Below are 24,710 nucleotides of genomic sequence, written 5' to 3' on the forward strand. Positions count from 1 at the left end.
CGTATTTTTTGCCAACATGGCGTGACGCGGCGTTTTCGTCGAAGCGCTTTTCTTTTCAAGAATACCGGGAGGCTTCTCGATGACATCCAATACAATTTTGCGCGCGGCGCGGCGGACATTCATCGCCGGCGCGGCGGCACTTCTTGTCAGCGCCGTCGCTGTCCCGTCCTTCACGGCGCCGACATTTGCCGCCGATGGGCCCGCTTCGGTCGCCGATCTGGCGCAAGGCCTGCTCGGCGCGGTGGTCAACATATCGACCTCGCAGACGGTCAAGGGTACCGAAGGCCCGGGCGCGGTGCCGATGCCGCAATTGCCCGAGGGTTCGCCCTTCCAGGATTTCTTCGACGATTTCTTCAAGAACCGCGGCGGTGACAAGGACAACGGCTCGCAGAAGGTGCAGTCGCTGGGCTCCGGCTTCGTCATCGATGCCGAGCAAGGCATCGTCGTCACCAACAACCATGTCATTGCCGATGCCGACGACATCGAGGTCAATTTCTCCGATGGCGTCACCTTGAAGGCGACGCTGGTCGGCACCGACACCAAGACCGATGTCGCCGTGCTCAAGGTCGATCCGAAAGGCCACAAGCTGACGGCGGTGAAGTTCGGCGATTCCACCAAGATGCGCGTCGGCGACTGGGTGATGGCGATCGGCAATCCGTTCGGCCTCGGCGGCACGGTGACGGTCGGCATCGTCTCGGCCCGCAACCGCGACATCAATTCCGGCCCCTATGACGACTTCATCCAGACCGATGCCGCGATCAACCGCGGCAATTCCGGCGGACCGCTGTTCAACAGCGCGGGGGAAGTCATCGGCATCAACACGGCGATCATCTCGCCATCCGGCGGCTCGATCGGCATCGGCTTCTCCATCCCGTCGCAGCTCGCGTCCGGTGTCGTCGACCAGTTGCGCCAGTTCGGCGAGACGCGGCGCGGCTGGCTCGGCGTGCGCATCCAGCCGGTGACCGACGACATCGCCGAAAGCCTCGGCATGGCGACCGCAAAGGGTGCGCTGGTTGCCGGCGTGATCAAGGGCGGCCCGGTCGACAATGGCACGATCCAGGCCGGCGACGTCATCATCAAGTTCGACGGCAAGGATATCCATGAGATGCGCGACCTGCCACGTGTCGTCGCCGAAAGCCCTGTCGGCAAGGCGGTCGACGTGCTGATCGTGCGCAAGGGTGTTGAACAGACGGTGAAAGTGACCCTCGGCCGGCTCGAGGATGGCGAGAAGGCCGCCAACGCCGAGGAGGGCAACACCGACCAGGACAAGGGCGACAAGGCTCCGGCCGTTTCCACTGCCTCGGTGCTCGGCATGACGGTCGGCGAACTGAACGACGAGACACGCAAGAAGTTCAGCATTGCGGCCGATGTTTCGGGCGTCGTCATCACCGACGTCACCAAGGACTCGGCCGCCGCCGAACGCGGCATCCAGCCCGGCGAGGTGATCACCGAGATCGCACAGGAATCGGTTGCTACCCCCAAGGACGTCATGGACCGCATCGGCGCCTTGAAGGAACAGGGGCGCAAGAATGCGTTGCTGATGCTGGCCTCGAAGACCGGCGAGCTCAGGTTCGTGACGATCAGGATGGACTGAGGTCCGGAAGATCGACAACACGACAACACTGAAAAAAGGGCGGCTAGCGAGCTGCCCTTTTTCTTGCCTGCCAGTCCTGGCGCGACAGTCTGTAGAGGACATGCCGTTTGAGATGCGGATGGCTGTCGGGAATGCTGGGGTGGTCGAAATCGCCGGACGGATCCGCGCTCATGCCGAGGCGTTGCATGACGGCGGTGGAGCGGCGGTTGGCCGCGACGGCGAATGACACGATTTCATCGAGGCCAAGTGTCTCGAAGCCGTAGGCCAGCCACGCTTCGGCTGCCTCGGTGACATAGCCTTTGCCCCAGAACTCAGGTGCCAGCCGCCAGCCGATCTCGATGGTGCCGGCTGGCAGGGATGGCACACGATCGGTGTCGAGGAGACCGATGAAGCCGATGCATTCACCGGTGGCGGTGATCTCGGCGGCAGCAAAACCGTATCCGTCCTTCGTGGTCCAGGCCCGGAGCTCGTCCATCTTGGCATCCGCCTGGGCGCGGTCACGGCGGAATGGAAAGAACTCCATCACCCGGTCGTCGGAGTTGATGCGGTGGAACAGGTCGCGGTCGCGATCCTCCCAGTTGCGCAGGATCAGGCGCTCGGTACGCATTGGTTTCATTGCACAAAGTCCTCCTGCCTGTAGCCCTGCATATAGAGCAGCGCGGAAAGGTCGCCATGATCGATGCGGACCTTGGCCTGTGCCGCCACCGTCGGCTTGGCGTGAAGCGCGACACCGGTACCGGCAAGGCGGATCATGTCGAGATCATTGGCGCCGTCACCGACGGCAATGGCGTCGGCGGGCGTCAGGCCGAGGCGCGCTGAAATTTCGATCAGCGCGTCGGCCTTGGCGGCGCGGCCGAGGATCGGTTCGCCGACCAGGCCGGTGAAGCGGCCGTCCTGTTCGAGCAGGCGATTGGCGCGGTTCTCCTGGAAGCCGAGCATTGCGGCGATGCGCGTCGTGAAGACCTCGAACCCGCCAGACACGAGTGCCGTCCAGGCACCGTTGGCGCGCATGGTCCGGACCAGAACACGGCCGCCCGAGGCCAGCGTCAGGCGATTGGCGACGATGCGATCGACCACGGTGGCGTCGAGGCCCTTCAGCAACGCCACCCGCTCGCGCAAAGCCGGTTCGAAGGCGATCTCGCCATTCATGGATCGCGCGGTAATCGTGGCAACATGATCCTTTACGCCGATCTCGTCGGCCAGCTCGTCGATGCATTCCTGGTCGATCATGGTCGAATCCATGTCGGCGATCAGGATTTTCTTGCGGCGGGTTTCTGCTTCTTGGACGATCACGTCGACCGCCTCGCTGGCGAGTGCCGTGCGCAAGACGGCACTCGCAGCGGCGGCGTCGGCTGCCTCAGGCAGGACGAGATCGCAGGCGATACCTTCAGCCAGCCAGACAACAGCGCTTGCGCCGACCGACCGTGAGGCCATATTCGCAAGCGACAGCGACAAAGCGCGCTCAGTGGGACGGGAAACAAGCGTGGCGATGAGCGGCATGGAACATTCCGGCGGGCAGGCGGGCAAGGGCCGCGTGAAGAACGCGATCCTGATAGCCGGGCCGACCGCCAGCGGCAAGTCGGCGCTTGCGCTCGATCTGGCCGAGCGCAGGGGTGGCGTGATCGTCAACACCGATTCCATGCAGGGCTATTCGGTGCTCGACGTGCTGACCGCCCGGCCGGAGGCGACCGACCTCGCCCGCGCACCGCATTTCCTCTACGGCCATGTCCATCCGGCGACGCCCTATTCCACCGGCGCCTGGCTGCGCGACGTGATGAAACTGATCGACGACGGCACATTCTCCGAACGGACAGCGATTTTTGTCGGCGGCACCGGGCTCTATTTTCGCGCATTGGCCGAGGGCATTTCGGAAATGCCCGACATTCCGCAACGGGTCCGCGACCGTTGGCGCTATGAATTGAAGGAGCAGGGCGCCGTCAAGCTGCACAGCCTGCTGCTGCGCGAGGATTCGGCGGCCGCCATGATGCTCAAGCCAACCGACAGCCAGCGCATCGTGCGGGCATTGGAGGTTCTCGATGCGTCTGGCCGTTCGATCCTGGAATGGCAGGCAGAGCGCGGCCAGCCGCTCATCGACAGGCAAAGCGCGCATTTCCTGGTGATCGAGCCGGATCGGGCGGCGTTGGTCGGACGCATCGACAAACGCTTCGACCAAATGCTGGACAAGGGCGCGCTGGACGAGGTCAAGCGGCTTGCGGCACTTGGCCTCGATCCCGAATTGCCGGCGATGAAAGCGATCGGCGTTCGCGAACTGCAGGCGGCGATGGCCGGAGGGATTGGCTTTCCCGAGGCAATCGAACGCGCCAAGATCGCGACCAGGCAATATTCCAAGCGGCAAACCACCTGGTTCAGGCATCAATTGGGGCCGGAATGGCTGAGGTTGCACCCCGGTGATGATCTGGAAACCACGATCTCAGCGCTTGCTTCCGATGCAACCTGAAAAGTTTACCTGCAAGGAAAGGTTCCCGTTGTGGTTGTCCAAATTAACCCTCCGTAAGCCCGCCCATGCCATAAGGTCGATGGGCACTTTTCCAACGGGGAGCAGATGCGTTTTCACAAGGCGGAATCAGCATTTTTCGTCTTTATATTCGTGATCCTGGCCGCCGGCCTGGTGACGCTGCATGCTTATGGACTTCTGCAGTCCTTCGCCGACGAGTTGCATACGGCTTCGGGTCTGGACAAGGTCATCTATCTCAACAAGCTCTTGTTCGCGACCGGCGTGCTCCTGGCCACCGCGCTGTTCTTCGGCATTTTCTTCATCTATCCGCTGATTCGAAAACAGGCGACGGAGGAGGGCAAGCTGCGCGCCATGACGGTCTCGCTCAGCGCGCGGTCGGAAACACTCGAGCATGCGGCGCTGACCGACGGCCTGACCGGCATGCAGAACCGGCGCTATTTCGATGATGCGCTGAAGGAGTATCTCGAGGAGTTCCGGCGCATCGAAAAGCCTGTCGGGCTGATGATCCTCGATCTCGACCATTTCAAGCAGGTCAACGACACCCATGGCCATGACGTCGGCGACGAGGTGCTCAAGGCGGTCGCGAGCTGTCTCAAGGATATGACGCGCTACCACGATGTGGTGGCGCGATTGGGCGGCGAGGAGTTCGCCGTGGTCACGCCCAACATGGACGCCGAGCTTCTGGGCAAGTTTGCCGAGCGCATCCGCAAGGCGATCGCCAACATGTCGGTGCTGTCGGGCAATGTCCGCCTCAAGATCACCACCAGCGTCGGGCTAGCCGTCTGGGACCGCAAGGAAACAGCGGAAGAGTTCTATCGCCGCGCCGACCGCCAGCTTTACGAGGCGAAGAGGCAAGGCCGCAACCGCGTCTGCGCCTAAAATCCCGTCCCTGAATTCGTGAGGCTGGCCGTCTGGCGCCGTTTTCTGTGCTTCCGATCCTCACGGACTCAAATGTCCGCTCCGCTTCGGTTCTCGAAAACAGCACCACCCGACTCAGCCTGACGAATTCCCTGACGGGATTTACCCAAGCGGTCCAGGCAGGGCGCGAGCTTAGCGCGGCTTCTCAATCGGCCGGCAGAACAGCCGGGTCGCAAGCTCAATCGTTTTGCGGGCGCAGGCCGAAGGTTGCGGGCTTGAGGCCGTAGCGCATGTCGAAATCGTCGTCCGATGGCGGGCGTGCGGCGGGTGGCTTGCGGTAGTCGGGGTCGCCGGCCTGGCGGCCTGAATCCACGACCTCGGCGAAGGCCATCGCCTGCTGCGTCGATTTCGGCACGTTGCGCAATCGTTCCACGATCGCCACCAGATCGACATCGTCGCCCGGCTTCGACGTGGCCTCTTCGCGTTTGGCGGTGCCGGGAAGCAGGTGGCTCGGCAGTTTTTCGAACTTCAGCCGCATGGTCGTCGCCACGCCTTCGCCGAAGGCGATGGCTTCGCGCTGGCCCATCGAGGACAGAAAGGCAAGCGTCGAGGCAGAAGAGTCGGCAATCGCCGAGCGGATGATCGCCTGGTCCTGCTCATTGGCAAGCCGCATGGCGAAGAAGGTCGAGCATTGCGACAGGATGGTCGGGTCGAGCTCGCCGGGGCGCTGGGTGACGACGCCGAGATAGCAGCCATATTTGCGGCCTTCCTTGGCAATGCGCGACAGCGCATGCCTGGTCGGCGCGAATCCGAGACGCGGGTCGGCCGGCATATAGCGGTGCGCCTCTTCGCACAAAAACAGAAGCTGCAGCTTGCCTTCGCTCCACAGAGCGAGATCGAAGGCCAGGCGCGCCAGCACCGAACAGACGGAATTGACCACTTCGGACGGCATGCCGGCCATCTCGAAGCAGGTCACGGGACGGCCATGATGCGGCACGCGGAAGATGTTGCCGATCGTCTCGTGGATGGTGTCCTCGATCAGGCGCGAGTTGAACATGAAGCGATAACGTGGATCGGCCGCCGCCGATTCGATGCGCGTCTTCAGCGATTTGAGCGTCGGGCGATCGGTCTTGCTTTCGAGCATGCCCATGCGCTCATCGATCTGCTTGAGCAGGTCGGCGATGCGGTAAGGCACTGGCGTATCGGCGGTCAGCGCATCGCTGCCGCGCCTGATATAGGAGCCCGAATTCGGGTTGCGGTAGAGATTCTTGGCGGCCGGGATCAGGTCGCGCAAGGCATCGATTTCTTCCGGCTCGGTCTCGCGGCCCCGGAACAGCACCTCGGCGAATTCCTCCAGCGTGAACATCCAGAACGGAAGATCCAAGGTTTTGGAATCGACCCTGACGCAGTATTCGGGCAGCGATGCCGCGAACTCGTTGTGCGGGTCGAGGATCAGGATGCGCAGATCCGGCCGTGCCGCGATCGACTTGCGCAGCAGCAGCGAAACGGCGGTGGATTTGCCGACGCCGGTCGTGCCGACAATGGCGAAGTGACGCGCCAGCGTATCGTCGATAGCGATGTTGGCGGCGATCGTCTCGTCCTGCGCGAGCGTGCCGATCGTGATCGAATGACGCCCGGCAAGGTCATAGACCGCCTGCAGGTCGCGGGTGCGGATGCGATGCGCAACGGCGCCGATATGCGGATAGGTGGTGATGCCGCGGTCGAAGACCGGTCTGGCGCCGGGCTCCGCACCGTCACGGACTTCGCCGATCAGCTCGATGCTGACCTCGATGGCGTTCTGGCCCTCATTGCTCCAGGCGCGGTCCGACTTGCCGATCGCGTAGACAAGGCCGACGGTTCGCGTCGATCCGAGATTGATGGAAATCATCTTCCCGACTGTCCACAGGCCGGTCACCGCGCCGTCGGCATCGTCCGCATAGGCGCTGATGGTGGCGCGAGCGCCGTCGCATTGCACGACATTGCCGAGGATGCGCTTGTCGTTCTGCTCGGTCTGGCGGCGCTCCTGCGAGGTCGGTTCCCCCACGGAGGCTTCGCGTTCGACATACATGGACAGGCCAATCCCCATTTCCCTGGAGAGTCGATCCTACCCGAATGGGGTTAAGGCCCGATGAGGTCGGATGGTGTAGAGAGCATTAAGGGGCCTGTGAAAATTGTCGCAAGGCGGCTCTTCTCCGGCGTCAATATTTCGCTATAATAGACATATGGATGATATAGCGAACGAAATTTCCTCGACGATAGGCCGCAGGATACACGCCGAAAGGGTCATGCGTGACTGGTCCCTGGCCGAACTGGCGGAGCATTCCGGCGTCTCGAAGGCGATGCTCAGCACGATCGAGCGAGGCAAGACCAGCCCGACGGCGGCGCTTCTGGTGCGCATCGCGTCGGCCTTCGGCATGACGCTGTCGACCTTGATCGCGCGCGCCGAGCTGCAGGGCGGCGGGCTGCTGCGCGAGGCCGACCAGCCGGTATGGCGCGATCCCGATACCGGCTATGTCAGGCGGCATCTTTCGCCGGCTGGCGATATGCCGCTGGAACTGATCAAGGTGCATCTGCCGGCGGGCGCCAGGGTCAGTTTTCCGGCTGCTTCATACGCCTTCATCAAGCAGCAGATATGGCTGATTTCCGGGCGGCTCGAATTCATCGAAGGCGATATGGCGCACAAGCTCGAGCCCGGCGACTGCCTGGCGCTTGGGGCGCCGTCGGACTGCACCTTCCATGCCCTGGAGCCCGGCGCCGACTATCTGGTCGCCCTGGTCAGAGGCTGACACAATGGCAAAGAGACCAAAGCGCTCCCACAATGGGGGGCCGCCTCTCGATGAGTACAAGGGCCCGCCATGGGGCACGGGCGATCCCTATATCTTCCTGGCCTGGCAGGCAGCGCACGCCAAGGCGTGGAAGGCGCCGAGCCACGAGGTCATGCTGTTGCGCATGGACAGAGCCGAGCGGCTTGGCCTGACCTACGAGGAGTACACGCTCGAGATTCTCGAGCGCGGGCGGCACCTCGGGCACGAAGATGCCGACCGCATCAGCGCCATCAAGGCGGCGCGAAAGCGTCGCCGCGCGCGCCATCTGGAGTGACGGCAATGCGCCCGCTTCTATCGCAATCACAGGATATCCCGCACATGAACTCGATCGAGATCGCAACCCTGACCCCGGCTGCCGAGACGCAGGACGGGCTGGCCGAATTGCTGGTCGCAACGGTGGCGGCAGGCGGTTCGGTCAGCTTCATGCATCCCTTGGCGCCGCAGGCGGCGAGGGGTTTCTGGGAGAAATCGCTGGCCGCGGCGGCAAGGGGCGAAAGAGCGGTGCTTGGCGCCTGGGACGGCAAAAACCTGGTCGGCACCGTGACCTTGCTGCTCGACTGTCCGCCCAACCAGCCGCACCGGGCCGAGATCGCCAAGCTGATGACACGCACAGACTACCGGGGCAGGGGCGTGGGAACGCGCCTGATGCGGGCCGCCGAGAGCCTTGCGGTGGAGAAGGGCCGCACGCTGCTGGTTCTGGACACGGCAACCGAGGAGGGCGCCTCAGGCCTCTATGAGCGGTTGGGCTTCACGCTGGCCGGTGAGATACCGGACTATGCACTGAAGCCGCATGGCGGGCTGACCGGCACGCTGATCTACTGGAAGCGGATCGGGCAAATCTCGTAACCGGTCATGCCGGCGCGGAGAGGCGCGACAGCAACCACTGGCGGAAATCCTGCTCGGCGCCGGTTAGGCGCGCTGTCGACGCCTTGGTCAGAAAATGGCCCGATGTGCTGGAGAGTTCGAAGTCGGAAAGCCTGACCAGCGTCTTGCTGTCGAGCGCCGCATCGACCAGCGGCCGCGAGCCCAAAAGCACGCCGGCACCGGTCTTGGCCGCTTCCATGGCGGCAACGAAGCTGTCGAAGCGGTGCGATCGCCTGGGATGGCCGGCCAGCCTGGCGGCAGCGAACCATTCCGCCCACATCTCGCGCGCGCCGGCAACCAGAAGCAGCGGCAAGGAGGTCCAGTCTGCGTCGCCGACCAGACCCGGAGCCGCCACCGGCACAAGCCGCTCGGCGGTCAGCCTGTCGGCTTCGCGGCCGGGGAAGGATCCGTTGCCGAAACGGATATCGAGCACCGAGCCCGGCAGGTCGTAATCGGTAGGGCGATGGATCGTCACCAGGTCGAGCTGGATGCGCGGCAGTGCCTTCGCGAGATCGGGCAGCGCCGGAACCAGCATCAGCAAGGCAAAGGAAATCGGCGCCCGGATGGTCACGGTCTGGACGGCGCGTGGCTCGAACAATTCCGCGGTGCTGTTGCCGATGGTGGCGAAGGCCGACTGGATGTGGGGGAGGTAGGCTGCCCCCTCCGGGGACAGGGCGACGCCGCGCGCCAGCCGCGAAAACAAACGTGTCTTCAGCCGCTCCTCGAGAAACCGGATGTGCTGGCTGACGGCAGCCTGGGTGAGGCCAAGCTCGGCTGCCGCAGCGGTGAAATTCGACAGCCGCGCCGCAGCCTCGAAACTGCGCAGCCAGTCGAGCGGCGGCAGGGGTGTGGTTCGAGACATTAGTATATCGTGGTCATTGGCCAAAAAAGGATAATTTGAATTATGCCTCTCGCGCGATCAACATGCAATCGAAACCCTGCGGATCAGCTGCGGGGGACGCAATGGACAGGAACGGATCTCCATGCTCACCGAGGCGCTGGTCGGCGACGAAGGTAGAACAATCGAACTTGGCTGGAAGGACGGGTCGCGCAGCCGCTTTCACGCCATGTGGCTGCGCGACAATGCGCTGGACGACAAGACGCGCAGCGCCGGCAATGGCCAACGGCTGATCACCATCCTCGACATTCCCGCCGACACCAGGATCGGCGCTGCATCGGTCAAGGGCGGCGCCCTGGAAGTCAGCTTCGTGCCGGAGCAGAAAACGGTGAGTTTCCCGGCGGCATGGCTGAGCGCCAATGCCTATGATCGTGATGCGGCCCGCCAGCCCGGCTGGACGGACGAGGCCACCGTGCGATGGACCAAGGCCTCGATGCAGAATTCGGTGCCGCGCGCCGGCTATGCTGCGGCCAGCCGTGATCGCGCTGTGCTGGGGCAATGGCTGTCGGCGGTGAAAACCTATGGCTTTGCGGTGATGGACGATCTGCCGGCCGAATCCGGAGCGCTGTGCAAGGTGTCCGATCTGTTCGGCTATATCAGGGAGACCAATTACGGGCGCTGGTTCGAAGTGCGCGCCGAGGTCAATCCGAGCAATCTCGCCTACACCAATCTCGGGCTCCAGGCGCATACCGACAATCCCTATCGCGACCCCGTGCCGACGCTGCAGATCCTGTCCTGCATCGAGAATACGGTTGAGGGCGGCGAATCCAGCGTCGTCGACGGATTTGCCGTCGCGGCTGCGCTGCAGGCTGAGAACCCGGAAGGCTTCCGGCTGCTGAGCTCATGCCCGGCGCGCTTCGAATATGCCGGCTCTTCCGGTGTGCGGCTGCAGGCGAAGCGGCCGATGATCGAGCTCGGGCCCGATGGCGAGCTGATCTGCATCCGCTTCAACAACCGCTCGCTGGCGCCGACGGTCGACGTGCCCTTCGCCGATATCGAGGCGTACTACGCGGCCTACCGCCGGTTCGCCGAACTGATCGAGGATCCATCCTTCGAAGTGACGTTCAAGCTCGAAGCGGGGCAGGCTTTCATCGTCGACAACACGCGCGTCATGCACGCCCGCAAGGCGTTTTCCGGAACCGGCAAGCGCTGGCTGCAGGGCTGTTACGCCGACAAGGATGGCCTGCTGTCGACGCTCGCGTCGATAGAACACGGGTTCAAGGAGGCGGCGGAATGAGCAGCCAGGATTTGAACGCGGACAATATCGTCGAATTCATTGCCGACATCTTCGAGCGCCGGGGTGCGGAATCCTACCTCGGCGAACCCGTCACCATGTCGGAGCACATGCTGCAGGGCGCCTGGTTCGCCGAAAAGGACGGCGCGCCGGACGAGCTGGTGGCGGCGGCGCTGCTGCACGACATTGGCCATTACACCAGCGAGTTCGGCACCTATTCGCCCGAGGATGTCGAGGACAAGCATCATGACGAAGCCGGCGGCGAAGTGCTGGCGCCGTTCTTTCCACCTGTCATCGTCGAATGCGTCAGGCTGCATGTCGCCGCCAAGCGCTATCTCTGCGCCACCGATCCGACTTATTTCGGCAAGCTGTCGCAGGCCTCGGTGCATACGCTGTCGCTGCAGGGCGGGCCGATGAATGCCGAGGAGGTGGCCGAGTTCCGCAAGAACCCGTTCCATGAGGAAGCGGTCCGGGTCCGCATCTGGGACGAGAGCGGCAAGATTGCCAACATGAAGACGCGGACGTTTCGCGATTACGTGCCGCTGTTGCAGCGGGTGGTGACGCAATTCGCGGCGGGTAAGCCGGCGTAATTCCCTCAAAGGAAGGAGGCAGGGTGCAAGCCCTGCCTCCTTTCTTTCTTCCGGCTTCGCCGGAATCGCGCTCGCCTACCCCTTGTGATGCACCTGCTGCAGCCCGTAGACCGGCGTCGCCAAGCCGGCCTGCCTGGCCTTCAGCTGCAGCGCCAGGAATTGTGAATAGTGGCGTGACTGGTGCAGGTTGCCGCCGTGAAACCACAGCGCTTCCTGCTGTGTAGGCTTCCACATGTTGCGCAACTCGCCTTCCCAGGGGCCGGGATCCTTGGTGGTGTTCGAGCCGAGGCCCCAGCATTTGCCGACCTTGTCGGCGGTTTCGCGCGATATCAGATCGGCGGCCCAGCCGTTCATCGAGCCGTAGCCGGTGGCGTAGACGATGAGGTCCGCAGGCAGTTCCGACCCGTCGCTGAGCAGAACCGAGTGCTGCTTGATCTCTTCGACGTCGACGCCGCTCTTCAGCTTGATCGAACCATCGATGACCAACTGCGATGCGCCAACATCGATGTAATAGCCAGAGCCGCGCCTGAGGTACTTCATGAACAGGCCGGACTCGTCGTCGCCCCAGTCGAGCATGAAACCGGCCTTTTCCAGTCCCTTGTAGAATGCCGCATCGCGTTTCTTCATCTCGGCATAGGCCGGGATCTGGAACTCGTGCAGGATCTTGTAGGGCAGCGAAGCGAAGATGAGATCGGCCTTGGCGGTGGTGATGCCATTCTGCAGCGCCTGCTCCGAATAGAGCGAACCCAGTCCGATTTCCATCAACGTGTCGGACCTGGAGATATGGGTACTCGAGCGCTGCACCATGGTCACGTCGGCGCCGGCTTCCCAAAGTGCGGCAGCGATGTCATGGGCGGAATTGTTGGATCCGATGACAACGGCCTTTTTGCCGGCATAGGCGTCGGGACCCGGATGCTTCGACGAGTGGTGCTGATCGCCCTCGAAGGTCTCCATGCCCTTGAATTTCGGCAGATTGGCTTTGCCGGACTGTCCGGTCGCCAGCACCAGCTGCTTCGGCTTCAGCGTGATGTCCTTGCCGTCACGGTGGACGACAACGGTCCATTCCTTCGTCTTGTCGTCATAGGAAGCGCTTTTGGCCTCGGTCGAGGACCAGTAATTCAGCTCCATTACCTTGGTGTACATTTCCAGCCAGTCGCCGATCTTGTCCTTGGGCGAGAAGACCGGCCAGTTCTTGGGGAAATCGATATAGGGCAGATGGTCGTACCAGACCGGGTCATGCAGGCAGAGCGACTTGTAGCGCTTGCGCCAGCTGTCGCCGGCACGCTCGTTCTTCTCGATGATGATGGTCGGCACGCCAAGCTGCCGCAGCCGCGCGCCGAGCGCGATACCGCCCTGGCCGCCACCGATGATCACCGTATAGGGCTGCGTCTTGAAGCCGAGCTCGGCGGCTTCCCTCTCGCGCTCTTCCTTCCATGTCGGACGGTTCTTGCCCGAGCCGTGCCTGGCGCCCATCGGCCGCGCGAAGCCTGCCGGCTCCTCGTGGCCTTTCAGTTCGGCCATGGTGGTCAGCAGCGTCCAGATCTTGCCGTTCTTCAGCCTGATATGGCCGAAGCCGCGTGCCGCCTCCGTCTCGAAGCTGATCCAGCCCTCGATCAGTTCGCCGCTCTCGGTCGCGTCCTCGCCCTTGGCGATGGCGAAGTGCGATGGCCTGGTGTTCGACAACTGGCTTTTCAGCATGTCGCGGACCTGGTCGCGGCCTTCCATGGTCTTGATGTTCCAGGTGAAGGTAACGAGGTCGCGCCAGTAGCAATCTTCTTGAAAGCAATCGACCGCCTTCTCGATGTCATTGGCAGCAAGCGCGGCGCCGAACTGGTCGAGTACGTCAGACAGTTTCTTGCTAGAGGGCTTGTCGAGCATCAGGTTTCCTCCCGTGAAATCCAGATCGTCATGGTGATGGCTCCGACGGGCTTGCCGCCGGACGATCAAGTATCGTCAGAGATGGCGGCCCTCGTCACGCCCCACCATAGTTTCCAGCGGTTTCAATGGTTTATTCGCAAAATGGGATCACCCGGCGGTTTCGCAATCGCCCGGGCGCCGGAAACGAACGTCCCATTTGTGAATGCCGCGCCGGTCGCGCAAAGTTGATGGTCAAATGCCGCAATGCGGTCACCGGGGCCGATAACAACCGATCGGTGAGAAGCCGGGAAGCGGTGGCGGGCAGCAGGGCGGTTCCCGGGATTTTCTGGATGCGGAACTCTGGAGCCCGTTATGATTATCATATCCTTTTTCCAAGCGTCTTCACGCCACTCTCTCGGCCGGCGTGGACGTGCTGCAGCAATGGCCGCGGTCATGGCCTTGAGTGCGACGGTGACCGGCCCGCTGGTGCTGCCCGGAACACAGGCGCATGCGGCGGAAATTTCCGTCACCGTCCGCGAAAGGCTTTCGAACTATGGCGGATGGCGAACCTCCAGCCGCTTCGGCGATGTCTGGGTTCCCTCGGTGCGTACCCAATGGCGGCCCTACACCGAAGGCAGGTGGGTCTGGACCGACGATGGCTGGTACTGGCAGTCCACCGAGCCATTCGGCGATGTCGTCTATCACTATGGCCGCTGGGCGTATGATCCCGATTTCGGCTGGGTGTGGATCGCCGGCGATCAATGGGCGCCAGCCTGGGTGGTCTGGCGTCAGGGCGGCAATGATGTCGGCTGGGCTCCGGCGCCGCCCGACGTCGGTGCCGCCTTCGACGACGCCTGGTGGTGTTTCGTGCCGGTGGCGGCGATCGGCGCGGTGGATCTGGTCAGGGTGGTGCGGCCGGTTCAGGAGAACGTCGTCATCGTGCGCAACACGACATTCATCAACCAGACGTTCGTGGTCAACAATGCGCCACGCGTGCGGCTTGGCAACCAGGTGGTTGCAATCAATGCCGGACCCCGGCTGCAGCAACTCCCGAAGCCCGTCATGGAATCGATCAAGGCGGCAAGACTGGTTCCTCCGCCCAAAGGCGTGTTTGCCAGTGCACGTCTCGATGCTTCCAGGGGCGCCGAAATCAAGAGGCTTGCCGGCAATGCAATGGGGAACGGGCAAATCGTGGCGGGCCCCAAGACTGCGATCGGCGGCAAGGCCATTTCCCCGGGCGCGGTGGCTGCCAGCAATCCAGCCGTCGTGAAGCCTGGCAACACTGTGCGCAAGCGGATGGTCGCCGGCAACGGCGCGAAGGCCGATGCGCTCAAGCTGCATGCCGACAGGACCGCGGGCGATGGACGTATCGTTGTCAAATCGTCGGCCAAACCGGGGTCGGCCAAGCCGGTCTCGGGGCAGCGTCCTGTACGCGGTGCCGGGCAACAGAAGCCGCATCAGCAGGCGATGGCAATGCACGTGCCCCAGCACCATGGCCCGGCAAGGGTGGCACCTCACCATCCGCCAGCGAAGATGCAGGCGAGGAAGGTGTCCAGATGCGATCCGCGCGTTTCCCGCTGCAAGGCGCCGGGCTGATCGCCTCAATCGCGCCGGCACGCTGTGCGCGCCGGTGCGATTTTTCCCGTTGACAGGTCGCCTTGCCCGCCCTTAGTGTCCGCCACCATGAAAACAGCACTCATTCTCGTAGGAAAGCGCGTGGGCAAGGCGGTGTAACCGCCGGGCGAAAACCCCCCATGCGCAAGACACAGGCTCCCTCGGGGGCCTTTTTTATTGCCTGAAACACGACTAAACGACCAGCAAACGCCCAATGGCGACAGTACGGGACCAGACCGATGAGCAACGGACAGAACGAGCGGCGCGAGATGACGGGCGCCGAAATGGTGGTGCAGGCGCTGAAGGACAATGGCGTCAAGCATGTCTTCGGCTATCCCGGCGGCGCTGTCCTTCCGATCTATGACGAGATTTTTCAGCAAGACGAGGTCGAGCACATACTGGTGCGCCATGAGCAGGGCGCCGGCCATGCGGCGGAAGGCTATGCGCGTTCGACCGGTAAGGCCGGCGTGATGCTGGTGACCTCCGGCCCGGGCGCCACCAATGCGGTGACGCCGCTGCAGGACGCGTTGATGGATTCGATCCCGCTGGTCTGCCTGACCGGGCAGGTGCCGACCTCGCTGATCGGCTCGGACGCTTTTCAGGAATGCGATACGGTCGGCATCACGCGCCCCTGCACCAAGCACAACTGGCTGGTGAAGGACGTCAACGAGCTCGCCGCCACCATCCACGAGGCCTTTCATGTCGCGACCACCGGCCGTCCCGGTCCGGTCGTCGTCGACATCCCGAAGGATGTGCAGTTCGCCAAGGGATTCTATGTCCCGCCGCAGATCGCGCCACGCACCAGCTACCAGCCAAAGGTCCAGGGCGACCTGGAGAAGATCAAGGCGGCGGTCGAGTTGATGGCGGGCGCCAAGAAGCCGATCATCTACAGCGGCGGCGGCGTCATCAATTCCGGCCCGGAAGCGAGCCATCTGCTGCGCGAACTGGTCGATCTCACCGGTTTCCCGATCACCTCGACGCTGATGGGCCTCGGCGCCTATCCGGCATCAGGCAAGAACTGGATGGGCATGCTCGGCATGCACGGCACCTATGAAGCCAACATGGCCATGCATGATTGCGACGTGATGATCTGCATCGGCGCGCGCTTCGACGACCGCATCACCGGCCGGCTGACCGCCTTCTCGCCGAACTCGAAGAAGATCCACATCGACATCGATCCGTCGTCGATCAACAAGAACGTCCACACCGAGGTGCCGATCATCGGCGATGTCGGCCGGGTGCTGGAGGATATGGTGCGGCTGTGGCGGGCGAGCGCCAAGGCCGACAAGAAGGCGCTCTACCCATGGTGGGAGCAGATCGCCAAATGGCGTGCGCGCGACTCGCTCGCCTACAAGATGAACAACGACGTGATCATGCCGCAATACGCCATCGAGCGGCTCTACGAACTGACCAAGGGCATGGACACCTACATCACCACCGAGGTCGGCCAGCACCAGATGTGGGCGGCGCAGCACTATCGTTTCGAGAAGCCGAACCGCTGGATGACGTCGGGCGGGCTGGGCACGATGGGTTATGGCCTGCCGGCAGCACTCGGCGTGCAGATCGCGCATCCCGACGCTTTGGTCATCGACATTGCCGGCGACGCCTCGGTGCAGATGACGATGCAGGAGATGAGCGCGGCGGTGCAGCACAATGCGCCGATCAAGATCTTCATCCTCAACAACCAGTATATGGGCATGGTGCGGCAGTGGCAGCAGTTGCTGCACGGCAACCGGCTGTCGCATTCCTATACCGAGGCGATGCCGGACTTCGTCAAGCTGGCCGAGGCCTATGGCGGCCACGGCATTCGCTGCGAAAAGCCGGACGAGCTGGACGACGCGATCAAGGAGATGATCTCGGTCAGGAAGCCGGTGCTGTTCGATTGCCGCGTGGCGACGCTCGCCAACTGCTTCCCGATGATCCCGTCGGGCAAGGCGCATAACGAGATGCTGTTGCCCGACGAGGCGACCGACGAGGCGGTGGCCAATGCCATCGACGCCAAGGGCAGGGAACTGGTGTAGCCGGCAGAACCAAGGCAGGGCTGTCGCGAGAAAGCCCTGCGCAAACAAAGAATTGGCTCAAGAGCTTGAAATCGAGATTCATGTCATGAACGCACAGCTACAACCGACCGGTTCGGCCTATTTTATCGCCAAGGAAACGGAAAAGCCGGAAAACCACACGCTTTCCGTGCTGGTCGACAATGAGCCGGGCGTGCTTGCCCGGGTCATCGGCCTATTTTCCGGGCGCGGCTACAACATCGAGAGCCTGACCGTCTCCGAGACCGAGCATGAAAAACACCTGTCGCGCATCACCATCGTGACGCGCGGCACGCCGCATGTGCTGGAGCAGATCAAGCACCAGCTGGAGCGCATCGTGCCGGTGCACCGCGTCGTCGACCTGACCGTGCGTTCGCATGAATCCGGCCAGGAGCGGCCGCTGGAACGCGAACTGGCGCTGGTCAAGGTCGCCGGCATCGGCGAGGCCCGGGTCGAGGCGCTGCGGCTGGCCGATGCGTTCCGCGCCAGCGTCATCGACGCCAACACCGAGCATTTCATCTTCGAGATCACCGGCAAGGGCTCCAAGATCGATCAGTTCATCGCCATCATGAAGCCGCTCGGCCTGGTCGAAATCTGCCGCACCGGCGTGGCGGCGTTGAACCGCGGCCCGCAGGCGATGTAGTCCTTCGGTGCTGGCGCCGGTCGCGCCAACCAGCTTCCACAGTGAGGCTTCTGGCCCCGCTGTGGGCCGTCCGTGGGCCTTTGCGGGTTGCCGAGAAGAGACAACGATCCTGTTGTCGGGGAGGATATCCATGTCGCTTGACGCTTTCCTTGCCCTGCTTGTCTACGCCTTGGTGACCTCGATCACGCCGGGGCCGAACAATCTCATGCTTCTGGCATCGGGCGTGAATTTCGGCATCGTCAGAACCGTTCCGCACATGCTTGGCATCAGCATGGGTTTCCTCGTGCTGCTGCTTGCCGTCGGTCTTGGCCTTGGCGCTGTGTTGACGGCGTTTCCGGCGCTGCATACCGCGCTCAAGATCGCCGGCGGCGCCTATCTTCTGTACCTCGCCTGGAAGATCGCCATGTCGCGCACGCTGACCGGCAAGGGCGAGACGAAGGCGCGGCCGATGCGCTTCATCGAGGCGGCTGCATTCCAGTGGGTCAATCCCAAGGCGTGGGTGATGGCGATCACCGCCATGGCCGTCTATGCCAATGCCGAGCACCCGTTCCTGTCGGTGGTGTTGATCGCTGTGGCCTTCACCATCGTCAATTTGCCGAGCGTCTCGGTGTGGGCTGGGTTCGGCACCGCGCTGCGCGGTTTCCTGTCGGACCCGGTACGGCTGAAATGGTTCAACATCGCCATGGGCGTGCTGCTGGCGGCGACGCTTTGGCCGATGCTCAAATAGGTCGAGACGCGCATTCTGGTCGTCTCAGGCCGGAAGGCGATGGCTCGCAAGCCGTCGGATGGGGATTCAGCCCGTGTTGCACATCCATTGTGCAGTGCACATTAAATCTTCGTAATGCCGTGTTTTGGCCCTTTTCCGACAAAGGCGCGTCCTATCTATTCGGCGAAATCGCGGCAACGGGCCGTGATTTGCGCTAGAGTAGAACCATCGGACCACGACGTGTCGGGTGGAGAGGGCCTTTGACCATGCGTGGAAAAGTCGTTCTTTCGTTGCTTGCCGCCGCCTGTGCGGGCGCGGCCTGGCTCTATGTGTCTCCGGACGCGCTGAGCAAGGCTCAGCAGCTCATCGGCGCAAAGCAGGTCGCTGCCGCGGACAAATCGGCAACCGGCAAGCCGGCAGCGGGCGACAAGGCGGCAGGTGGCGGCGGTGCCGCCCGCTCGGCTTCCATCCTCTCGGCCGTCGCCTCGACAGCCGATTTCCCGATCCGGCGTTATGCGATCGGCTTCGTCTCTTCTCCCGCCGTCGTCAACATCAACGCGCGGGTGTCCAGCCAGATCGTCTCGATCGACGTCAAGGATGGGCAGATGGTCAGGGTCGGCGACGTTCTGTTCTCGCTCGATGACCGGGCGCTGAAGGCGCAGCTGGCAAAGGATCAGGCTGCGCTCGCCAAGGACCAGGCGCTGCTTGCCAGTTCGAATTCCGATCTCCAGCGCGCCAAGGATCTGGTTGCCAAGCAGGCCGGCACGCAGCAGACCTACGACCAGGCCGTCGCCGCGCAGAAGGCTGCCGCTGCGACCGTTGAAGCCGACAAGGCGACAATCGACGCCGACAATGTCCAGCTTGGCTTCGCCACGATCACGGCGCCGATTTCCGGCAGGTTGGGTGCGGTCAGCGTCGCCGTCGGCGATCTCGTCACCGTCAGCAATGGCAACAGCAGCACGGCGACCCCGCTGGTGACCATCACCCAGATGGACCCGCTGCAGGTCAACTTCAATCTGCCGGAAAGCAATCTCGCCCTGCTGCACAAGGCGCTTGCCAATCCGCAGCAGGGCGCGGTGACACTGACCAAGGATGGTGACGCGACGCCGATCGGCAAGGGCACGCTCGATTTCGTCGACTCCAGCGTCGACACCGCGTCGGGCACCATCGCGACGCGGGCAAGTATTCCCAATGCCGACCTTTCGCTATGGCCCGGCCAGTATGTGAATGTCGTGCTCGACGCCGGCATCATGCCGCAGATGACATCGGTTCCTACCGTCGCGGTGCAGCCAAGCCAGAAGGGCCCGTTCGTCTATGTGGTCAAGCCGGACAACACGGTCGAGATGCGGCCGGTGCAGGTGGCGCTGACCGAAGGCGACAACAGCGCCATCAGCCAGGGGCTGAAAAGCGGTGAGAAGGTTGTCACCGAGGGCCAGACACGGCTGAAGGACGGCGCCGCGGTGCATGAAGGCAAGACCACGGCGGGTGCCGCTGCGCCCAAGGTGGCCGAGGCGACCAGCGCCGGCGAGGCCGCCCAATGATTTCCGAATTCTGCATACGCCGGCCCGTCGCCACCCTTCTGATGTCGTTCGCCCTCGTGCTGGGCGGGCTGTTCGCCTACAAGTTCCTGCCGGTGGCCGCACTGCCCAGCGCCGAATTCCCGGTGGTCAACGTCTCGGCCTCGCTGCCCGGCGCCTCGCCGGAAACCATGGCGACATCGGTGGCGACGCCGCTGATCAAGCAGTTCGCCACCATCGCCGGCATCGATTCGATCTCGACCACCAACTCGCTTGGCCAGACCTCGATCGCCATCCAGTTCGTGCTCAACCGAGACATCGACGCGGCGGCGGCCGACGTGCAGGCGGCGATCGCGCGCACGCAGAAATCATTGCCGCCGCAGATGACGGCGCCGCCGAGCTATCGCAAGGTCAATCCGGCCGACGCGCCGATCCTTTTGATGTCGCTGGTCAGCGACACGGTTCCGCTGACCGACCTCGATGCGTTCGCGGAAAACGTCATCTCGCCGTCGCTGTCGACCATCGACGGCGTGGCGCAGGTCTCGATCTTCGGCCAGCAGAAATACGCGGTGCGCATCCAGATCGACCCGACCGCGCTTGCCGCACGCGGCATCTCGATCGATCAGCTGCAGGCGGCGGTTGCCTCGGCCAACAGCAACACGCCGCTCGGCGTGCTCCAGAACGACAAGCAGCAGCTCACCATCACCGCCAACACGCAGCTGACCGACGCCGCCGGTTTCTCCAACATCATCATCGCCACCAAGAACGGTCACCCGGTACGGCTGGGCGAGGTGACCCGCGTGGTCGATTCGGTGCAGACGACCACGACGGCGAGCTGGTATGACGGTACGCGCGCGATCATCATGGCCGTGCAGCGCCAGCCCGACGCCAACACTGTCGACGTCGTCGACAAGGTCAAGGCGATGCTGCCGTCCTTCAAGGACCAGATGCCGGCCGCCGCCGACATCAAGCTGCTTAACGACCGCTCCAGTTCGATCCGGCAGGCGGTCAGCGACGTGCAGTTCACGCTGCTGCTCACCATTGCCCTGGTCATCATGGTGATCTTCGTGTTCCTGCGCCGGGTGACGGCGACAATCATCCCGGCCGTGGCGGTGCCGATCTCGCTGATCGCCACGCTCGGCGCGATGTTCCTGTTCGGCTTTTCCATCGACAACATCTCGCTGATGGGCCTGACGCTGGCGGTCGGCCTCGTCGTCGACGACGCCATCGTGATGCTTGAAAACATCTTCCGCCACATGGAGGAGGACGGGCTGTCGGCCTTCGACGCCTCGCTGAAGGGCGCGCGCGAAATCGGCTTCACCATCATCTCGATCTCGATCTCGCTGGTGGCGGTTTTCATCCCCGTGCTGCTGATGGGCGGCGTTATCGGGCGCATCTTCAACGAGTTCGCCGTGGTGGTGACGGTCGCCATCCTGGCGTCGATGTTCGTGTCGCTGACGCTGACGCCGATGCTGTGCTCGCGGCTGCTGTCGGTGACCAAAGCCGACCGCGACAAGCATGGCCCCGGTCACAAGCAGGACCTCGTCACGCGCGGCTACGACAGGGTCTTGAGCTTCTGCCTGCGGCACACCTTCCTGGTGTTCCTCGTCTTCGTCGGCACCGCGGCAGCGTCGGTGTGGCTGATCCAGACTTCGCCGAAGGGTTTCTTCCCGCAGGAGGACATCGGCCAGATATCGGTGACCACCATCGCACGCCAGGACATCTCGTTCGACGCCATGTCCAGGCTGCAAGGGCAGGTCGCCAGCGTCTTCTCGCATTCGCCCTATGTCGACCATGTGGCGTGGTCGGCGGGCAGCGGCAACAACGCGCTCAACCAGGGGCAGCTTTTCGTCCAGCTCAAGGGCAAGGACCAGCGTCCCGATATAGAGAAGGTGCTTGCGGATCTGCGCAAGCAACTGGCCGGCGTGGCGGGCATCGAGACCTACATGCAGCCGGTGCAGAATTTGAGGCTGGGCTCGCGGTCGTCCGCAAGCGCCTACCAGCTCGTGGTTCAGGGCCTTGATACCGGCCTCACCGATATTTGGGCGCAGAAACTGAACGACGCGATGGCGGCCGACCATGCGAGCTTCACCGACGTCACGAGCGACCTGCAGAACAATGCGCTGCAGGCGACGCTGGTGGTGGATCGCGACAAGGCCGCCCAGCTCGGTATCGATACCGACACATTGCGCTCCGCCCTCTATGGCGGGTTCGGTACCGACCAGGTTTCGACCATCTTCGGTTCGGCCGACAGCTATGAGGTCATCACCGAGCTCGATCCCAAGATCGAGTGGTCGCCCGAGCGGATGCTGGCCATCCAGATGAGGACGGCGAGCGGCAGTCTTGTTCCGCTCGGCGCCTTCGCCCGCGTCGATCGCACGGCCGGCGCCCTGACCGTCAACCAGCTCGGCCAGCTTCCAGCCGTGACCATCTCCTACAATCTGCCGCAGGGCGTGGCGCTGGGCGACAGCGTGACGCGCATCAATGCGCTGAAAGAGCAGATCGGCATGCCGACGGTGATCTCGACGACCTTTGCCGGCACGGCCAAGACCTTCCAGGATTCGCTGGCCAACCAGGGTTTTCTGGTCGGCGGCGCAATCCTGACCATCTACATCGTGCTCGGCATCCTCTACGAAAGCTTCATCCACCCGCTGACCATCCTCACCGGCCTGCCGTCGGCCGTGCTGGGAGCGGTCGTTGCGCTGCGCTTCGCCGGCATGGATCTGTCGGTCATCGCGGTGATCGGCATCCTGATGCTGATCGGCATCGTCAAGAAGAACGGCATCATGATGGTCGATGTCGCGCTTGAGTTGCGACGAGAAGGCATGTCGGCGACCGAGTCGATCCACAAGGCCTGCCTGATGCGCTTCAGGCCGATCATGATGACGACGCTGGCGGCACTCATGGGCACGTTCCCGATTGCGCTCGGCACCGGCGCCAGCGCCGAACTGCGCCAGCCGCTGGGCGTTGCCGTTGTCGGCGGCCTGCTTGCCTCGCAGGCACTGACCCTGTTCGTGACGCCGGTGATCTATGTCTACATGGAGAATTTCTCGGGCTGGCTGGTCGGGCTTTGGTCGAAGCGCAAGGGCGAGCCGGGCTCGGTCGAAGCGGGGGATCAGCCCTCGCTGTTCAAGCCCAGGGAAGACATGCTGCCCGAGCCGCAGCGGGCGGCCGCCGAATAGGGGGTAGAGCTGGCGCCATGGTCCGCTGGCCCAAGCCGTCGCGCTTGCGGCGGCATCACTGCAAACGTAGTTTGTAGCCATGTCACACGATCATGACCACGACAACGAACTCGATCCGTTTGCCGCCCGCGTGCGTGCGCTGGAAACCATCCTGACCCAGAAGGGGCTGATTGATCCGGCCGCGATCGACGTCATCGTCGATACCTACGAGACCAAGATCGGTCCGCGCAACGGGGCCAGGGTGGTGGCGAAAGCCTGGAGCGATCCAGCCTTTGCCGACTGGCTGAAACGCGACGCGACGGCGGCGATCGCATCGCTGAGCTATACCGGCCGCCAGGGCGAGCACATGCAGGCGGTGTTCAACACGCAGGACACCCATAATCTCGTCGTCTGCACGCTGTGCTCCTGCTATCCATGGTCGGTGCTTGGCCTGCCGCCGGTCTGGTACAAGGCGCCGCCCTATCGTTCGCGCGCGGTGATCGATCCGCGCGGCGTGCTGGAAGAGTTCGGGCTGACGCTGCCGGCGGACAAGAAAATCCGCGTCTGGGATTCCACTGCCGAGCTGCGCTATCTCGTCGTGCCGATGCGGCCCGAGGGTACCGAGGGCTGGAGCGAGGAGCGGCTGGCGGAGCTGGTCAGCCGTGACGCGATGATCGGCACCGGCCTGGCCCAAAGACCTGGAATAGAGGGGCAGCCGGCATGAACGGGCCGCAAGATCTCGGCGGACAGATGGGGTTCGGCCCGGTCGCGCCGGAAAAGGACGAACCTTACTTCCATGCCGCCTGGGAAAGGCGGGCGCTCGGCGTGACGCTGACTGCCGGCGCCATGGGCGCCTGGAACATCGACGAGAGCCGGCATGCACGGGAATCGCTGCATCCGGCTGTCTACTATTCATCGAGCTACTACGAGATATGGATCAAGGCGCTGGAGGTGCTGTTGAAGCGCCATGGCTTCGTCAGCCAGCGCGATCTCGAAGCGGGCAAGGCAGTCGATCCAGCAGCGACTCCCAAGAGGGTGCTGAAGGCGGAAAACGTGCCCGCGGTGTTGGCCAAGGGCAGCCCTTGCGACCGGCCGGTGGCGCAAGCGGCGCGGTTCAAGGCGGGCGACGCCGTGCGGACCAAGAACTTCAACCCGACCGGCCACACGCGGCTGCCGCGCTACGCACGCGGCAAGCACGGCGTGATCGAGGCGGTGCACGACGGTTTTGTTTTTCCCGACAGCAACGCGCATGGACACGGCGAAAATCCGCAATGGGTCTACACCGTGGTTTTCGAAGGATCGGAGATCTGGGGCGAGGGGGCCGACCCGACGCTAAGCGTGTCGATAGACGCCTGGGAGAGCTATCTTGAGCCTGCGTGAAGAACTGCCGCCAGGTTTCGACGAGCCGGTGTTCGCCGAGCCGTGGCAGGCCGAGGCCTTCGCCATGACGGTGGCGCTGCACGACAAGGGCCTGTTTTCGTGGAGCGAGTGGGCGCAGGCGCTGTCGAGCGAAGTGAAAAGACCGGGCGCCGCAGCGGACGGCCATGATTATTACGAACATTGGCTGGCGGTACTGGAAAGCCTGCTTGCCTCGAAGGGACTGGCTGCCAAGTCGGATGTCGACGCGATGGCTGAGGCCTGGGAGCGCGCCGCGCATGCCACCCCGCACGGCAAGCCGATCCTGCTGGAGAACGATCCCCAGCGGATTCGATAAGGTCTGGGGTGAGCTTGTATGTTCCCTTTACGTTCTTGTCTGTGCCTGATAGCCTGACCCGTCGGCGGCACTGAAGCGTCCCGGCGCATCGATGATGATGGCGGCTGTCTTGTCTTTCCCTTG

The 24,710-nt window shown here is 63.4% G+C and carries 22 protein-coding genes; 17 read left to right on the top strand and 5 right to left on the bottom strand.

Annotated elements, in window-relative coordinates; genetic code table 11:
* Positions 1 to 79 precede the first annotated feature (79 nt).
* Positions 80 to 1,594 (top strand): DegQ family serine endoprotease, encoded by a 1,515-nt coding sequence (locus P3C39_RS04555; protein WP_013531033.1) that lies wholly within the window; start codon positions 80 to 82, stop codon positions 1,592 to 1,594.
* Between the two features lie 43 nt (positions 1,595 to 1,637).
* Here the strand turns inward: P3C39_RS04555 and P3C39_RS04560 are convergent, their stop codons facing one another.
* Positions 1,638 to 2,210, bottom strand: coding sequence for a GNAT family N-acetyltransferase (locus P3C39_RS04560; RefSeq protein WP_275952766.1), 573 nt, complete (start codon positions 2,208 to 2,210; stop codon positions 1,638 to 1,640).
* The gene (gene serB / locus P3C39_RS04565) at positions 2,207 to 3,094 is read right to left on the bottom strand and encodes a phosphoserine phosphatase SerB (RefSeq protein ID WP_275952767.1); all 888 of its coding nucleotides are present in this window, start codon (positions 3,092 to 3,094) and stop codon (positions 2,207 to 2,209) included. The genes P3C39_RS04560 and serB overlap by 4 nt, the downstream gene beginning before the upstream one ends.
* Here serB and miaA point away from each other — a divergent pair.
* Positions 3,084 to 4,052, top strand: a complete 969-nt coding sequence (miaA, locus tag P3C39_RS04570; RefSeq protein ID WP_024501409.1) for a tRNA (adenosine(37)-N6)-dimethylallyltransferase MiaA — start codon at positions 3,084 to 3,086, stop codon at positions 4,050 to 4,052. The genes serB and miaA overlap by 11 nt on opposite strands.
* Before the next feature lie 105 nt (positions 4,053 to 4,157).
* The gene (locus P3C39_RS04575) at positions 4,158 to 4,949 is read left to right on the top strand and encodes a GGDEF domain-containing protein (protein WP_013531037.1); all 792 of its coding nucleotides are present in this window, start codon (positions 4,158 to 4,160) and stop codon (positions 4,947 to 4,949) included.
* Between the two features lie 217 nt (positions 4,950 to 5,166).
* Here P3C39_RS04575 and P3C39_RS04580 read toward each other — a convergent pair whose 3' ends face one another.
* Positions 5,167 to 6,996 carry an ATP-binding protein gene (locus P3C39_RS04580; protein WP_024501408.1) on the bottom strand — a complete coding sequence of 610 codons (1,830 nt, stop codon included), beginning with the start codon at positions 6,994 to 6,996 and terminating at the stop codon, positions 5,167 to 5,169.
* Positions 6,997 to 7,150: 154 nt separating this feature from the next.
* On the opposite strand from P3C39_RS04580, the gene P3C39_RS04585 reads away from it, so the two are divergent.
* From P3C39_RS04585 to P3C39_RS04595, 3 genes are read left to right on the top strand one after another with little or no spacing between them, the layout of a single operon-like run.
* Positions 7,151 to 7,714 (top strand): XRE family transcriptional regulator, encoded by a 564-nt coding sequence (locus P3C39_RS04585; protein WP_027160588.1) that lies wholly within the window; start codon positions 7,151 to 7,153, stop codon positions 7,712 to 7,714.
* Between the two features lie 4 nt (positions 7,715 to 7,718).
* Positions 7,719 to 8,027 (top strand): hypothetical protein, encoded by a 309-nt coding sequence (locus tag P3C39_RS04590; protein ID WP_013531040.1) that lies wholly within the window; start codon positions 7,719 to 7,721, stop codon positions 8,025 to 8,027.
* A 44-nt stretch (positions 8,028 to 8,071) separates the two neighbouring features.
* The gene (locus tag P3C39_RS04595) at positions 8,072 to 8,599 is read left to right on the top strand and encodes an N-acetyltransferase (protein WP_013531041.1); all 528 of its coding nucleotides are present in this window, start codon (positions 8,072 to 8,074) and stop codon (positions 8,597 to 8,599) included.
* Positions 8,600 to 8,603: 4 nt separating this feature from the next.
* On the opposite strand, the gene P3C39_RS04600 is transcribed toward P3C39_RS04595, so the two are convergent.
* The gene (locus P3C39_RS04600) at positions 8,604 to 9,479 is read right to left on the bottom strand and encodes a LysR family transcriptional regulator (RefSeq protein ID WP_275952768.1); all 876 of its coding nucleotides are present in this window, start codon (positions 9,477 to 9,479) and stop codon (positions 8,604 to 8,606) included.
* A gap of 121 nt (positions 9,480 to 9,600) precedes the next feature.
* Here P3C39_RS04600 and P3C39_RS04605 point away from each other — a divergent pair, with 121 nt between their 5' ends.
* Both P3C39_RS04605 and P3C39_RS04610 read left to right on the top strand, forming a co-directional pair.
* Positions 9,601 to 10,752, top strand: a complete 1,152-nt coding sequence (locus P3C39_RS04605; protein ID WP_275952769.1) for a gamma-butyrobetaine dioxygenase — start codon at positions 9,601 to 9,603, stop codon at positions 10,750 to 10,752.
* On the top strand, positions 10,749 to 11,339 hold the full coding sequence (locus tag P3C39_RS04610) for an HD domain-containing protein (protein WP_013531044.1): 591 nt from the start codon (positions 10,749 to 10,751) through the stop codon (positions 11,337 to 11,339). Before P3C39_RS04605 ends, P3C39_RS04610 begins: the two co-directional genes overlap by 4 nt.
* A 75-nt stretch (positions 11,340 to 11,414) precedes the next feature.
* Here the strand turns inward: P3C39_RS04610 and P3C39_RS04615 are convergent, their stop codons facing one another.
* Positions 11,415 to 13,217, bottom strand: a complete 1,803-nt coding sequence (locus tag P3C39_RS04615; RefSeq protein WP_063172441.1) for an NAD(P)/FAD-dependent oxidoreductase — start codon at positions 13,215 to 13,217, stop codon at positions 11,415 to 11,417.
* Positions 13,218 to 13,637: 420 nt separating this feature from the next.
* Here P3C39_RS04615 and P3C39_RS04620 point away from each other — a divergent pair, with 420 nt between their 5' ends.
* The 9 genes from P3C39_RS04620 to P3C39_RS04660 all read left to right on the top strand — a co-directional run bounded on the left by P3C39_RS04620 (position 13,638) and on the right by P3C39_RS04660 (position 24,587).
* Positions 13,638 to 14,792: a DUF6600 domain-containing protein gene (locus P3C39_RS04620; protein ID WP_275952770.1), complete on the top strand. Its 1,155-nt coding sequence runs from the start codon at positions 13,638 to 13,640 to the stop codon at positions 14,790 to 14,792.
* Between the two features lie 257 nt (positions 14,793 to 15,049).
* Positions 15,050 to 16,831, top strand: coding sequence for an acetolactate synthase 3 large subunit (locus tag P3C39_RS04625; protein WP_082826477.1), 1,782 nt, complete (start codon positions 15,050 to 15,052; stop codon positions 16,829 to 16,831).
* 85 nt (positions 16,832 to 16,916) lie between these two features.
* Positions 16,917 to 17,489, top strand: coding sequence for an acetolactate synthase small subunit (gene ilvN / locus P3C39_RS04630; RefSeq protein WP_013531048.1), 573 nt, complete (start codon positions 16,917 to 16,919; stop codon positions 17,487 to 17,489).
* 130 nt (positions 17,490 to 17,619) lie between these two features.
* A complete protein-coding gene (locus P3C39_RS04635) occupies positions 17,620 to 18,216 on the top strand; it encodes a LysE family translocator (protein ID WP_024501399.1) in 597 nt (198 codons plus the stop codon).
* Positions 18,217 to 18,461: 245 nt separating this feature from the next.
* Positions 18,462 to 19,736 (top strand): efflux RND transporter periplasmic adaptor subunit, encoded by a 1,275-nt coding sequence (locus tag P3C39_RS04640; RefSeq protein ID WP_024501398.1) that lies wholly within the window; start codon positions 18,462 to 18,464, stop codon positions 19,734 to 19,736.
* Positions 19,733 to 22,894: an efflux RND transporter permease subunit gene (locus P3C39_RS04645; protein ID WP_024501397.1), complete on the top strand. Its 3,162-nt coding sequence runs from the start codon at positions 19,733 to 19,735 to the stop codon at positions 22,892 to 22,894. The genes P3C39_RS04640 and P3C39_RS04645 overlap by 4 nt, the downstream gene beginning before the upstream one ends.
* Before the next feature lie 79 nt (positions 22,895 to 22,973).
* A complete protein-coding gene (gene nthA, locus P3C39_RS04650) occupies positions 22,974 to 23,597 on the top strand; it encodes a nitrile hydratase subunit alpha (RefSeq protein ID WP_064993775.1) in 624 nt (207 codons plus the stop codon).
* The gene (gene nthB / locus P3C39_RS04655; RefSeq protein ID WP_275952771.1) at positions 23,594 to 24,253 is read left to right on the top strand and encodes a nitrile hydratase subunit beta; all 660 of its coding nucleotides are present in this window, start codon (positions 23,594 to 23,596) and stop codon (positions 24,251 to 24,253) included. Before nthA ends, nthB begins: the two co-directional genes overlap by 4 nt.
* Entirely contained in the window at positions 24,240 to 24,587 is a 348-nt protein-coding gene (locus P3C39_RS04660; protein ID WP_275952772.1) for a nitrile hydratase accessory protein, read from the top strand. Before nthB ends, P3C39_RS04660 begins: the two co-directional genes overlap by 14 nt.
* Positions 24,588 to 24,710: the final 123 nt, after the last annotated feature.

Origin of the sequence: Mesorhizobium sp. XAP4 (genome assembly GCF_029269325.1) — a bacterium.
In the GTDB taxonomy this organism is placed as follows: domain Bacteria; phylum Pseudomonadota; class Alphaproteobacteria; order Rhizobiales; family Rhizobiaceae; genus Mesorhizobium; species Mesorhizobium ciceri.